Here is a 14456-nt window from a genome sequence, read left to right on the forward strand (position 1 = left end):
ATTACAAGACCAAACACCTCGACAAGGTGTCTTGATAAATAGATTCGTATTGTGGCACTATGGTATGTAAATCATACTTTTCTGCGGTTTTTCTAGCGTTAATTTTAAAAGTTGCCAATCGTTTTTTATCCCTTAAAATATATAGGGCATTTTTAGTCATGTCGTCAATATCACCCACATTACTTAAAAACCCTGAAACACCATGAATATTAACTTCAGGAATACCACCCGTATTACTAGAAATAACAGGCACACCCGACGCCATAGCTTCTAACGCTGCCAATCCAAAACTTTCTGTTTGTGAAGGCAATAAAAACAAATCGCTGAAGCATAGTATTTTATCAATTTCGTTACTTTTTCCAAAGAAAATAACTTTATCTAAAATGCCCAATTCCTGACAACGCAATTCTATATGTTCACGTTCTGGTCCTTCACCGATAAGCATCAGTTTCGCTGGCATTTCCTTTTGAATGTTATAGAATACACTAATAACATCTTGTGAACGCTTTACAGGCCTTAAATTGCTAATGTGTGTTATTATTTTTTCATTTTCATTTGCCATCATTTCACGTTGGCAATCGGTAAACTTATGATTATATTTATCTAAATCTATAAAATTAGATACGACATGAATATCATTTTTAATGTCAAATAAACGCAACGTATCATCTTTCAAACTCTGTGAAACTGCCGTTACAGCATCTGATTTATTAATACTGAAAGTCACTGCTGGTTTGTAAAACGGATGACTGCCCACAAGTGTGATATCAGTGCCATGTAAAGTGGTTACAATGGGCACAAATATACCGTCTTCTTGTAGCATCTCTTTAGCCATATACGCTGCATAAGCATGAGGAATGGCATAATGTACATGTAAAAGTTCAATTTTATGCAATTTTACCATATCAACTAATTTACTTGATAGAGCCAACTCATAAGGTTGATAATGAAATAACGGATACTCTGGAACATTAACTTCATGGTAATGCACGTTATTGCTTAACAACTCTAAGCGTACAGGTTGATTGTAAGTGATAAAATGAATTTCATGACCGCGTTTAGAAAGTTCTAAACCTAACTCGGTAGCAACCACACCACTACCTCCAAAAGTTGGATAACATACTATACCTATTTTCATTCAAATCTATTTATTCATTCCAACAAAGGTGGAATTTTTATTGTTGTTTTAATACTTACAAGGGTTTAAAAACCTTGCCTTATTGTTCAATTATCGCTTCATATATTAAGCGCTGTATCTCTGTTCTAATATTTTCCTTTAAAAGTAAATTTTGTGTTGCACTAGGATAGGTTCTATTTGCCAAAAATACATAAACGATTTCTTCTTCCGGATCTGCCCATGCATAGGTTCCAGTAAACCCAGAATGCCCAAAACTATTTAATGATATACATCCGCACGTTGGGCCATCCTCACCTAATTGGGGCTTATCGAAGCCTATACCCCTTCTATTTCCTTTATCACAAAAATAACACTGATTAAATTTATCAAGGGTTTCCGGTTTAAAATAACGCTTTCCGCCATAAAACCCTTTTTGCAAAAATAGTTGCATAATTTTAGCTACATCGTTGGCATTACTAAATACCCCTGCATGTCCTCCAACACCATTTTGCATTGCTGCTCCCATATCGTGTACATAACCATGCACTTCTTGGAACCTATAATAATCGTCAATTTCGGTTGGAACGATTTTTTTATTACTTATTTTATGATACGGATTATACATAGTATAGTTCGCTCCTAAAGATTTATAAAAATGTTCTTGTACAAGAAAATCTAAGGTTCTGTCGTAATAGTTCTCTATATATTTCTTTAAAATATAATAAGGAAAATCACTGTATCTATATTGCGTTCTACTTAACAATTCTGAATCTTTAATTATTTTCTGTATAGAATCTGGGTAATCAGAACGTAAATACAAATTATTAGCTACTTCAATATTAAATTTTTCACTAGGTTCTGTTCTATAATACTTAGCACTAGGGCGTTTTGTAACACTATCTAAAGTATGCGCATAAAACGGCTCCCACGGCCTTAGTCGGGCATAATGCGACAACATGGCTTTTAAGGTGATGTTTGCTTTGTTTGATTTTTTATAACTAGGCAGTATTTGTGAAAGTTTTGTATCTAAAGTTACCTCCCCTTTTTCTTCCAATTCCATAAGCAATGGTAGCGTTGCCAATATTTTTGTTAGAGATGCTACATCATAAATATTATCAAATTCAACAATCTCTTTTCCTGAATAGGTATGTTTTCCAAAGCTTTTGTTATAGATTACTTTCCCTTTTCTTGCTACCAACAATTGAATCCCAGGAGTCATCTTACCTTTTATAGCTTTCATAGCTAATGAATCAATTTTATTTAATTTTTTTGAATCCATACCAACACGTTCGGGAACGGTATAACTTAAACGATTTATGGCATTATTTTGAATACCATCGCCTACTTTAAAATAATTTCCAATAGAAACTGGCAAAGCTCCTTTAGATTCAATAGCACCAAAAATAAGTTGTGCCGATTTTTCTTGGGCTATTTTGCTGTTTTGATAACTCACTACAATGCTTTCTATGTTTTCAATATTAGCCAAATCTGAAAGTGCATAAGGTTTTACAAATACATCTAAAACCACCTTGTGCGTTCTCGCAATTTCATACAGCCATGTTAATTCTGTTTCTGTAAATTGATATGATTTCCAAGGGTTTTGGTTTGAGCGATGCAAACCAATCACAACCGTATTATAATCTTGAAGTTTCGCCATTAAATTTACTAACGAATCGGCTTCAACTTGATGTACTCTGGTATATTTTTTAAGTTCATCTAAAAAAACAGAACCTTGATCATCCCCCATTTTAACATAAGCAATTGTTTTATCTTCAAGTTGACGAAGCGGTAACAAATCCTTTTCATTTTTAACAATGGTAAGGGCGTTTTCTAAAAGTTCTTCATATAAAATATCATCCTTCAACCTTTTTAAATCGGTTGATAAATTATTCAAGCCAATGGGTTCGTATTTATTTAAGCCAACTTTATATTTGGCTTGCAGAATTTTTTTAACCGAAAGTTCTAAACGCGCTTCTGTTATTTCACCAGCATTATAAGCTTCTATAATTTTTGAAACACCTATAGCCACATCCTCAGACATGAGCATAACATCGTTTCCGGCTTTAAAAGCAGCTAAATCTATACTGCCAACTTCTTTAAAATCTGCAGCACCTTTCATATCTAAAGCATCAGTAAAAATAAGTCCTTGAAAACCTAGTTTTTCCTTTAAAATATCGGTTACAATATATTTAGATAGTGATGATGGATAGCCTGAAGGTTCTAAACTCGGTACTTTTAAATGAGCCACCATGACACTAGATAAACCTTCTGTTATTAATTTTCTATAAGGATATAATTCAATGGAATCAATTCGTTTTTCATTAAAGCTAATGGTTGGTAAGGTTTTATGCGAATCTTGATCGGTATCGCCATGACCTGGAAAATGTTTTGCACTTGCCAAAACGCCAACATTTTGCATACCCTTCATAAAAGCCAATGATTTTTCGGTTACATTATCTCTATCCTCACCAAAGGAGCGGTTGCCAATAATAGGGTTTAACGGATTGGTATTGATATCAACAACAGGTGCAAAATTAAAATGAACACCTAAACGTTTACAATGTTCACCAATTTGTTTTCCTGTCTGTTCAATCAGTGTATGGTCTTTAATAGCTCCAAGTGTCATATTCCAAGGAAAAGCATAAGTAGAATCTAAGCGCATACTTAGTCCCCATTCAGCATCCATTCCTATTAACAAAGGAGTTTTTGAAAGCGCTTGCAGTTCATTATTTAATTTAGCTTGCCTAACAGGACCACCAAGAGAATAAATAATTCCTCCTATATGATGCGTTCTAATTAAATCAACTATTTTGGCTTTTGCAGTTTGGTCATGATTAGACATCACCTGCACCATGTACAACTGTCCTACTTTTTCCTCTAAAGACAAGGATTTATAAACACTATCTACCCATTTTTTTTGAGCTTCAACATCTTTAGAAGCTAATGGGTTTTGTTGGATTTGTGCAAACGTTGAAACCGATATATATAGAAATACTATTGTAAATAAGATGTGACGCATATTTGAGGATTAATTAAGTAAGTATATAGCAAATACTACTACATAAATAATCATGCCAAAATACTACTTTTAAAAAGAAGTTGAAAAGACTTTAAGATAGATTTATAAAGAAAGTAATGAACTATTAAAAGTCAATACACTTATTCGAACTATTCTATTAAATCTATATGCCTATCGTGGTAACCCAATAAATACAATACACCGTCTAAACCAATACTTGAAATGGAACTTTGGGCATTATCCTTAACCTTAGGTTTTGCATGAAAAGCAATACCCAAACCTGCTAAGTTAAGCATTGGTAAATCGTTAGCACCATCGCCAACTGCTATGGTTTGACTAATATCAATGCCTTCTTTTATAGCAATCTCTTTAAGATATTCTGCTTTTTTATTACCATCTACAATCTCACCAAGGTAACCACCTGTTAAAACACCGTCTTTAATTTCCAATTGGTTTGCATACACGTAGTCCATACCCAATTCCTTTTGTAAATAGTGACCGAAATAGGTAAATCCACCAGATAGAATGGCCGTTTTAAACCCGTAGCTTTTCAAAGTGGTCATAAGTCTTCTAGCGCCTTTTGTAAGAGGCAAGTTTATAGCAACTTCATGTAATACTTCTTCAGACAGTCCTTTTAGAAGTTTCATACGTCTTATAAAACTTTCGCTAAAGTCTATTTCACCTTGCATGGCCGATTCTGTAATGGCTTTCACTTCATTGCCAACACCAGCTAATTCTGCTAATTTATCAATAACTTCAGCTTGAATAAGCGTAGAATCCATATCAAAACACACCAAACGACGGTTTCTTCTGTAAATATTGTCTTCTTGAAATGCAATATCAACATCTAAATCTCTGGAAATTTGCATGAATTTTAAGGTAAACTCGCGTTTATCATCTATATGGCCTCTAATAGATAATTGGATACAAGCTCTTGGATACTCATCTTTCTTTACAAGTGATGTTCTTCCTGTAAGTCGCTTTATAGAATCGATATTCAGGTTCTTTTCCGAAATAATTTCGGTTACTTGCGATATTTGTTGTGCCGTTAACTTTTCACCTAAAATAGTAACGATGTAGCGGTCCTTACCTTGAAGCGTGACCCATTTCTCATAATTTTCAAGTGTAATTGGAGTGAATTTTGCTTTTATACCAAGTTCATACGACTTAAAAAGTAAATCTTTTAATACGGCAGCCGATTTTGAACCTGCATGAATTTCAAATAAAATACCTAAGGATAAGGTGTCGTGAATGTTTGCTTGACCAATGTCTAATACTTTTGCTTTGTATTCTGCTAAAACACTTGTTAAACTAGCAGTTAAACCTGGTTTATCTTGTCCAGAAATATTTAATAGGAAAATCTCCTTAGCCATAATTTACTATTTAAGCTGTAAAATTGATTATTGTATTTGAAATATGAAAGTTTTTCTCGATTTAATACTCAAACTATAATAGTTTATTTTATAAATCGACTATGCCAACTTTCGCTCGCTGGAACTTCCCAGTTTTCGTTAAACTCAGCGATATTGGTTACTAAATTATTAAAAACAATGGTGTTTTTTGAAACGGCTTTATCTTTTGCCATTTGCTTAAAATCTAAAAGTGTTTTATAAGCTACAAAGTCTCCTTGTTTGTAAGACACATTCATTTTATCCATTAAATCAACATGGTATTCTTTTTCTAACTGTTGAATAAAATGCACCGAAGCATCTATGGAACAACCTGTAGCTGCATTCATTTTTTGATTTAATCCAATCACTATAAAACGGTTATATTTAATTAAATAGCCCGATTGCAAATCGCTGCCATGTGCTGTCCAGTTTTCTATAAATATATTAAGTTTAGCCTGAATTTCTTCAAGCTCTTGTTCTGAAAATGAGCGATTTGCTTGGTAAACCCAAACACGTGCTTCTTCTGGTAATGTATTAAAATCTACTAACATGATTTAATTTACGATTTTTGATTTACGATTAACGATTTAAGCTTATTACCTAAATTTACAAATCTTGTGCATTAGCAATTAACTCTGCTATGTCCATAACGGTAACATCTGCTTCTTTTTCTTTGGCTTTTACACCATCGGTCATCATGGTATTACAAAATGGACACCCTGCTGCAATAATTTCTGGTGTAGTTTCTAAAGCTTGTTCAGTGCGCTCAACATTAACATCTTTATTACCTTTTTCAGGTTCTTTAAACATTTGTGCGCCTCCTGCTCCACAACATAAACCAGTACGTTTACAGTTTTTCATTTCAACCAATTCCGCTTCTAATTTCAGAATTAAATCACGCGGTGCTTCGTACACATTGTTGGCACGACCTAAGTAACAAGGGTCGTGAAAGGTAATGCGCTTTCCTTTAAACTGCCCGCCTTCAATAGTTAAACGCCCATCATCTAACAGGGATTTTAAAAATTGTGTATGGTGCATCACTTCGTAATTCCCTCCTAGTTCTGGATATTCATTTTTTATTGTGTTGAAACAATGCGGACAAGCAGTTACTATTTTCTTAACTTCATAAGCATTTAATACTTCAATATTAGTTACAGCTTGCATTTGGAACAAAAACTCGTTTCCGGCACGTTTTGCGGGATCGCCTGTGCAACTTTCTTCAGTACCTAATACAGCAAATTCTACTTTGGCTTTGTTTAACAATTTAACAAAGGCTTTTGTTATTTTTTTTGCTCTATCATCAAAACTACCCGCACAACCAACCCAAAATAACACTTCGGGCTGCTTGCCTTCAGCCATAAATTCTGCCATTGTTGGTACTTTTAGTAATTCGCTCATTTCTTAATTAATTTTCATTGTTTTTTTTCCGTTCTAGCATTAAATTCTGCTTATAATCTTTAGCTTTTTCCAATAATTTAGAAGGTACTATCTGGTAAAATAAAGGAGAGTCAGGATTATAATTTACCATAACCCATTCGTTGTTAGTAGAATTATCCTTTAGAATAATTGTTAAACTATCCTTCATTAGAACATTCATAGCATTATTTGAGATAAACTCTACTTCCATACCTTGAGCTTTCATCATGGGTACCATCATTTCTTTTGCGTCATCGTCAAACTCTTGCTTATTAAATGTCATTTTAAAATCCATATCATAGGAAATAAACGCATATTTAAGAGTATTTTCTTCTTCGGAATAAAGTTCAGATAGCTTATAACTAGGACCCATTTTAGGAAGCTCTATTGAAAATTCTTCGGTGCCTTCAAACATAGATTTTAAAAAATTTTTCATGTCTTCTTTAGGAAGAATATCAAAAACTTTGGGATGTGTCATTTGGAGTAAAGCATCAAAATCTCGGTTGTTCATATCATCGAACATTTGTTTAGCGAGATTATCAACTTGTTTTAATTCTGAATTATTAAGTTCTTGCGCGGCATTTTTAGATATGAACCCAACTGTTAAAAAACAGAAAATAAAAATTTTAAATAGCTTTTTTTTCATTGAAGAAGGTTTATTCGTTCTTCCAGTTTAATCGGTCCATTTGGTTGTATGGCCAAGGTGCTCCGTTGTTTTCAATATTGCTCATCATATTATTTAACTCAACCGGGGCAGCAGATTGTTCCATAACCAAATAACGACGCATATCCATGATGATTGAAAGCGGGTCAATACTAACAGGACAGGCTTCAACACACGCATTGCACGATGTACATGCCCACAATTCTTCTCTAGTGATGTAATTATCAAGAAGTTGCTTACCATCTTCTTTAAATTCACCCTTATTTGCATCTATATTTTTACCAACTTCCTCTAAACGGTCGCGGGTATCCATCATAATTTTTCGAGGCGACAGCTTTTTACCTGTTTGGTTTGCAGGACATTCGCTTGTACAACGTCCGCATTCGGTACAGGTATATGCATTTAATAGCTGTACCCAATTTAAATCGTGCACATCGCTAGCTCCAAATTTTGCCGGCATAGCGCTTTCTGTTCCTTCTGCAGGTGCTGCAAATGGATCGACGTTGGGATCCATCATCAATTTTACTTCTTTGGTAACTGCTTCTAAATTATTAAACTGTCCTTTAGGAGTTAGTTTCCCATAAAATGTGTTTGGAAATGCTAATAAAATATGAAGGTGTTTAGAAAAATATAAATAATTTAAGAATACTAAAATACCAATAATATGAAACCACCAAGCTGTTCTTTCTATAAAATGAATTGTACTTTCGGACAAACCACTAAACCATGGTGCTATGTATTGACTGATAATGTTTCCTGTATTGATGCTTTGAAAATGTGCATCGGTAGCGTTCATTACCAAAAACAGCGCCATTAATACCATTTCAAAATACAGGATAAAGTTTCCATCGTTTTTAGGCCAACTGGTCATTTCACTTTTCCAGAACCGTGCCAATTTTATAATATTACGTCGTATCCAAAAAATGGTAACCGCTACAAATACTAAAATGGCTAAAACTTCAAAAGCACCTATTAAAAACCCGTAAATAGTTTCCGGAATCACTGATAAACCTATTCTGTGTTTCCCAAAAATACCATCAATAATGATTTCTAAAACTTCAATATTTATAATAATGAAACCTAAATAAACAACAATATGCAAAAAACCAGCAACTGGACGATGTACCATTTTACTTTGTCCCAAAGCTATCATTGCCATGTTTTTCCAACGTTGCGATTTGTTGTCGCTAACATCAATATCATGACCTAACTTAATATTACGGATGAGTTTTTTTACATTTTTAGCGAAGAACCCAATACCAATACCAAGTAAAATTATGAAAAGTATATTTGGTAAATATTCCATGAGTGTTTATTTTGTATCTTCTTTTTGATATGGAATTTCTTTTTTAGACAATACCCTAAAATAACGCTTTGGGTGCAGTTTTATATCACGAAGTAATTCTTCCATTTCTTTTGTAGCACCCTCAAGATTGTTATACAAACCTTCGTCTTTAAGTAGCTTTCCAATTGAACCTTCGCCTTTGTCAATAGATTCTAAAATGGTATTTAATTTGTTTAAAGTAGTATTTAAACTCTCTACTGTTGTTCCAACGTTGGCATTTTTTAAATCGGCTGTAAGCACCGCTAAATCATTGCTAATTGTTTTAAATTTTTCGAGTATAGCGGTAATGTTTTTATCATTATTGGAAATAACAGCATTAACAGAATTGGAAGTGTTTTTAAAGGATTTTAATGTTTGATTTAATTCTTCGATGGTACGTTTTAAACCAGCATCAGAATTATCGTTAACCAACCTGTTTATACTTAACATAAGAGTGTCGGTCGATTTTAATGTAGAATCTAAATTATCGCTTATGCCAGAAAAACTTTTAGAGAGCGTTGTTACCAACCCAAATTCTACTTCAGATGGCAAAACATCTCCTGGTTTTGCTTGTTCACCTTCGGTACTTATTAAAATAGCAAGTCCGTTTCCACCCATCAACCCTGTTTCGTACATCTTTATTACAGAATTTTTAGAAAATTTCAAGGCAGCATTAACTGAAAAAGACACTCTGGTTTTACCCGTTTCATAATCATAAACAATATCCTTAATTTTTCCAACATTATTACCATTTACTGTGATTGGGGATGATGCATCGAGTGCATTGTAATCAAACTCCGTATAATAAACATCGGTTGATTCGAATAGGTTTTTCCCTTTTAAATAATTAAATCCAAAAATAAAAAGGATAATTCCTGATAATACTAATATGCCTGTTTTAACTTCTTTTGATATTTTCAAAGTAAATAAAGTAAATGTTAGATGTACAAATTTAAAATAAATTTAAAAAGAACCTCTTTAATTAGTGGTTGTTTTTAGGGCTTCAGATAAGCTTATTTTTTTAGAATCTTTAAACGCAACTATAAAACAGGATTTATAGCCTTTATTAATGGCTTCTTCTTCAAGGGCTTTAACATTATTATAGTTTGATGTGTTGCCGTAAAAATACTTAAACAAACCACCTTCTTTTTCTCTAGTAACATTTTTTAAGCCTTTAAAATTATTTGGTTTAGGCTCAATAGATTTTGAAGTAGCCGCTATTTGTACTTTAAATGTTATGGAACTGTCTAAGTGCTTTATAACTTCTGAAATTTTTGGTGCTTCAATAGTTTCGGTTGGTTTTACTTCTGGTGTATTATCGTAAAAAACAAAATCATCTACATTACCATCTAAACTATGTTTATATTCTAAAATGGCACTTGTTATGGAATTGGACATGTCCATTTGCCCTTTAAAAGAATTCAAATAAGCACCTTCCTCTCTATTTGTTAAAAAACCAACTTCAACCAAAACACTAGGCATTACAGTTTGATGTAATACAATAAACCCTGCTTGTTTAACTCCCCTGTTCGTACGTTTTAGTTTATTTGTGAATCTATTTTGAATTAAACTCGCCAACATAATACTTTGGTCTAGATATTCTTCTTGACTTATCAAAATACTCATAACCGATTCTGGCGAATTGGGGTCGAAACCTTTATATTTACTTTGGTAATCATCTTCAAGAAAAATTACCGAGTTTTCCTTTTTAGCGACTTCAAAATTGGTTTGGTTCTTATGGGTTCCTAATACAAATGTTTCGGTACCATGTGCATCTGATTTGTGCGCATTGCAGTGTACCGATACAAATAAATCGGCTTTTGCCCTATTGGCTATTTGGCCTCTTTCAAATAAATCTACAAAAACATCGGTTTTTCGGGTGTAAACAACTTTAATATTAGGGTTTTTCTCCAATTGCTTACCAACATCTAAAACAATATTTAATGAAATTTCACTTTCTTTATAGCCATTTCCTTTATTACCGTGGTCGTGACCACCATGGCCAGCATCTAGCACCACTATAAATTTACTTTCTGGCTTTTCTTTATCTACTTTAGTAAATGAAGAAAATGTTAATGCTGTTATAAATAATACGAAAAGTAATACTCTGTTCGTTTTCATGGGGTAATCATATTTGGTTAAAATCATTAATTCATAAACATTAACTAAAATCATCATGTTTTATTTTGATAATTATAGTTCACAAACATTTTAACGATTAAAAAACTTGGTTTATTACTCAATAAATTTGAGTTCAAGTTTAATTTAAAATTTTAATTGAATAATAAATTAATCACAGAAAAATATATGTAATTTTGGCTTTTCAAAAATCGAGCCATACTTTTACAAAAATACATTTAAAAGCGTTGCACACAAACAACTTTAAAATACTTTTTGCATTAAGTTTTACAGTGTTTATTAACATGTTAAGCTTTGCACAAGACATCCCTAAAAGCGGTATTACTATTGACAGAAGTGTTAAAGACAGTATAGTTGTTAGCACCGATAGCTTACTATTGCCTAAGGTTTCTGAAAAAGCACAGGATTCTACTCTTAAAGATTCCATTAAGCCAAAACCAAAAAAAGAACTTTTAGAGCATACCGTAAAATACCATGCGGTTGATTATACCAAATTTAACCAGAAGGAACATAAATTATATCTTTATAATGAAGCCACTATTGATTATGGCGACATGAACATTGCAGCAGGTAATATTACTATAGATTACACAAAAAACACGGTTTACGCTAAAGGTATTACTGATACTATTGGTGGTTATACCCAAAAACCTGTTTTTACTCAAGGTTCTAATGTTGTAGAACCCGATTCCATTATTTTTAACACGAAAACTAAAAAAGCACTTATATTCAACTCTAAAACCGAGCAAGGTGATGGCACCATCATTGCTTCTCTTACTAAAAAAGAAAATGATTCGGTTTACTTTTTGAAAAATGCAAAATACACTACTGCCGAAGATTTGGAAGACCCCGAGTATTATATTCGACTATTAAAAGCCAAAATTGTACCTGGAAAAAAAATAGTAACTGGAGCAGCTGGTTTGTATATATATGATATTCCCACACCCGTTTGGTTGCCTTTTAGTTTCTTTCCACAGTCTGAAAAGCAAACTTCCGGTATCATAATCCCAAGTTTTGGTGAACAAAACAACCGTGGTTATTTTTTACAAAATGGTGGGTATTATTTGGCCATTAGTGATTATGTTGATTTAGCACTTTTGGGTGACTACTATACCAATGGAAGTTACGGATTTCGGACAGAAAGCACCTATGCAAAACGCTATAAATTTAGAGGCAATTTAGGTTTTAGATACGAAAACTTAATCAACAGCGAACGTGGTTTTCCCGATTATTCAAAATCTACCATTTATAATATTCGTTGGTCGCACAGTCAAGACGGAAAATCCAATCCCAATTCGCGATTTTCGGCATCGGTAAACTTAGGTAGTAGTTCATACTACCAAACCTCTGTTAACCAAATAAATACTGGCGCTTTTTTAAACAACACTTTATCATCTTCGGTTTCTTATTCCAAAACATTTCAAGGAGAACTACAACCAAATATTAGTTTAACGGCAACGCATTCTCAAAATACCAATACCCAGCAAATCAATATGACGCTTCCAACCTTTCAAGGAAGTTTAGGAAGAATTTATCCTTTTGCTTCTAAAGCTGGTACTAAAAAAGGGATTATTCAAAATGTTAACTTACAATACAGCGTTAGAGGTGAAAATAGAATAAATACTACCGATTCGCTTTTCTTTAAAAAAGAAATGTTTGACGATGCCAAAGCTGGTTTTCAGCACAATATTCCACTTACCACTAATTTTAAGTTATTCAAATACTTTAGTTTAAGTGCCAGTAGCAATTTTAATGAAGTTTGGACTTTTAAAACCATCGAAAAAAGTTATGATGCTGTAACAAAAAAAACTACAACAGAAGACATTAACGGCTTTGACGCCTTTAGAACTTATAATTTCAGTACCAGTTTAGGAACCACTATTTATGGTATGTTTAACTTTGAAAAAGAAGGAAAAGATACCGAATTAAAGGCAATTAGGCATATAGTGCGTCCATCTATAAGCTACAATATAAACCCTGCTTTTGATAAATATTATGATACTGCCGAAGTTGTAAATGCCGACGGTTTAACTGCTGCAGAAATAGATGCCATATATAATAATGTAAACTTAGAATACACCCGTTTTGAACAAGGAATTTTTGGTTCACCTGGTAATAATTTTTCAAGTTCTATGGGTATTTCAGTTTCAAACAATCTAGAAGCCAAAGTACGTGATAAAGATAGTACCGCTACCGAACCTAAAAAGATTACCTTATTAAACAATTTAAACTTTTCAACATCTTATAATTTTGCTGGGGATTCCCTGCAATGGAGCCCTGTTAGAATGAGTGGTGGTACACAACTTTTCAACAACCAAATGAGTGTGAATTTTGGCGCCACTTTAGACCCTTACGCATTAGATAACAATAATACCAGAATTAATAAGTTTAATATTGATAATGGCGGAAGCCTTTTTAGGTTAACCAGTGCTAACCTAACTACTAGTTGGTCTTTGTCCAGCAGAAAAGGTGGAGATAAGGACAAAAACAAAAAAGGTATTGAAGAAAACTTACGAAGCGGTGGACGTGATGATGATTTATTTGGTATTTCTGAAGATTTTGCAAATCAGCAAATAGATAATGAAGACGAAAAAGAGGAAGAGGAAAAACCAAGTGAATATTACAACTATAGCATTCCTTGGAATTTACGAATAGCCTATGCATTAAACTACTCTAATAATAGGCGGGAAAATGAAATATCGTCACATTCCCTTATGTTTTCGGGCGATATTAAACTATCGGATAAATGGTCTATCGGTGCATCGTCCGGTTACGATTTAAAAAATGCAGGATTCACCTACACACAATTACGTTTTGAGCGAGATTTAATGAGCTGGCGTATGAATTTTAGTTGGGTACCTTTTAGTACAAGAAGCTCTTGGAATTTCTTTATTGGAATTAAATCGAATATTTTAAAAGATTTAAAATACGAAAAACGAAATCAACCAGATTTACAACTTTAGGTTTTTGTTTATTGAAAATTAAATACAACTCCGTTATGAAAAAAATTATTACTACAACCAATGCACCCGCACCAATCGGCCCATATAATCAAGCTGTTTTAAGCGGAAACACCTTATATACTTCGGGTCAAATTGCCATAAATCCAGAAACCAACGAACTTGTTTTATATGATATTGAAACTGAAACAAAACAAGTTATGTACAACTTAAAAGCAGTTTTAGAAGCTGCTAATATGACTTTTGAAGATGTAGTAAAATCTTCAATATTTATTAGCAATATGGATGATTTTGCTCAAATAAATGCCGTATATGGTAGTTTTTTTAATGAAGCCAATGCACCAGCACGAGAAACCGTTCAAGTGGCGCGTTTACCAAAAAATGTTAATGTTGAAATAAGTGTGATTGCTGTAAAATAATTTAACA

The 14456-nt window shown here is 33.1% G+C and carries 11 protein-coding genes; 2 read left to right on the plus strand and 9 right to left on the minus strand.

Features of this window, described 5'->3' with window-relative positions:
* Nucleotide 1 precedes the first annotated feature (1 nt).
* The 9 genes from bshA to VP395_RS10815 all read right to left on the minus strand — a co-directional run bounded on the left by bshA (nucleotide 2) and on the right by VP395_RS10815 (nucleotide 11109).
* Nucleotides 2-1138: an N-acetyl-alpha-D-glucosaminyl L-malate synthase BshA gene (gene bshA, locus VP395_RS10775; protein ID WP_346242016.1), complete on the minus strand. Its 1137-nt coding sequence runs from the start codon at nucleotides 1136-1138 to the stop codon at nucleotides 2-4.
* A gap of 79 nt (nucleotides 1139-1217) precedes the next feature.
* Entirely contained in the window at nucleotides 1218-4136 is a 2919-nt protein-coding gene (locus tag VP395_RS10780; RefSeq protein WP_346242017.1) for a serine hydrolase domain-containing protein, read from the minus strand.
* A gap of 149 nt (nucleotides 4137-4285) precedes the next feature.
* Nucleotides 4286-5509, minus strand: coding sequence for a phosphoserine phosphatase SerB (gene serB, locus VP395_RS10785; RefSeq protein WP_346242018.1), 1224 nt, complete (start codon nucleotides 5507-5509; stop codon nucleotides 4286-4288).
* A gap of 83 nt (nucleotides 5510-5592) precedes the next feature.
* Nucleotides 5593-6078 (minus strand): ABC transporter ATPase, encoded by a 486-nt coding sequence (locus tag VP395_RS10790; RefSeq protein WP_346242019.1) that lies wholly within the window; start codon nucleotides 6076-6078, stop codon nucleotides 5593-5595.
* 55 nt (nucleotides 6079-6133) lie between these two features.
* Nucleotides 6134-6925, minus strand: a complete 792-nt coding sequence (locus VP395_RS10795) for a (Fe-S)-binding protein (protein ID WP_346242020.1) — start codon at nucleotides 6923-6925, stop codon at nucleotides 6134-6136.
* A 7-nt stretch (nucleotides 6926-6932) separates the two neighbouring features.
* Nucleotides 6933-7589: a hypothetical protein gene (locus VP395_RS10800; protein WP_346242021.1), complete on the minus strand. Its 657-nt coding sequence runs from the start codon at nucleotides 7587-7589 to the stop codon at nucleotides 6933-6935.
* Nucleotides 7590-7599: 10 nt separating this feature from the next.
* Nucleotides 7600-8913: a 4Fe-4S dicluster domain-containing protein gene (locus tag VP395_RS10805; protein WP_346242022.1), complete on the minus strand. Its 1314-nt coding sequence runs from the start codon at nucleotides 8911-8913 to the stop codon at nucleotides 7600-7602.
* 6 nt (nucleotides 8914-8919) lie between these two features.
* Nucleotides 8920-9852 carry an MlaD family protein gene (locus VP395_RS10810; protein ID WP_346242023.1) on the minus strand — a complete coding sequence of 311 codons (933 nt, stop codon included), beginning with the start codon at nucleotides 9850-9852 and terminating at the stop codon, nucleotides 8920-8922.
* 57 nt (nucleotides 9853-9909) lie between these two features.
* On the minus strand, nucleotides 9910-11109 hold the full coding sequence (locus tag VP395_RS10815; RefSeq protein WP_346242024.1) for an N-acetylmuramoyl-L-alanine amidase family protein: 1200 nt from the start codon (nucleotides 11107-11109) through the stop codon (nucleotides 9910-9912).
* A gap of 137 nt (nucleotides 11110-11246) precedes the next feature.
* Between VP395_RS10815 and VP395_RS10820 the strand changes: the two genes are divergently transcribed.
* Nucleotides 11247-14033 carry a putative LPS assembly protein LptD gene (locus VP395_RS10820; RefSeq protein WP_346242025.1) on the plus strand — a complete coding sequence of 929 codons (2787 nt, stop codon included), beginning with the start codon at nucleotides 11247-11249 and terminating at the stop codon, nucleotides 14031-14033.
* Between the two features lie 35 nt (nucleotides 14034-14068).
* The gene (locus VP395_RS10825) at nucleotides 14069-14449 is read left to right on the plus strand and encodes a RidA family protein (RefSeq protein ID WP_346242026.1); all 381 of its coding nucleotides are present in this window, start codon (nucleotides 14069-14071) and stop codon (nucleotides 14447-14449) included.
* Nucleotides 14450-14456 lie beyond the last annotated feature (7 nt).

The organism is Mariniflexile soesokkakense (assembly GCF_039650365.1).
In the GTDB taxonomy this organism is placed as follows: Bacteria; Bacteroidota; Bacteroidia; order Flavobacteriales; family Flavobacteriaceae; genus Mariniflexile; species Mariniflexile soesokkakense.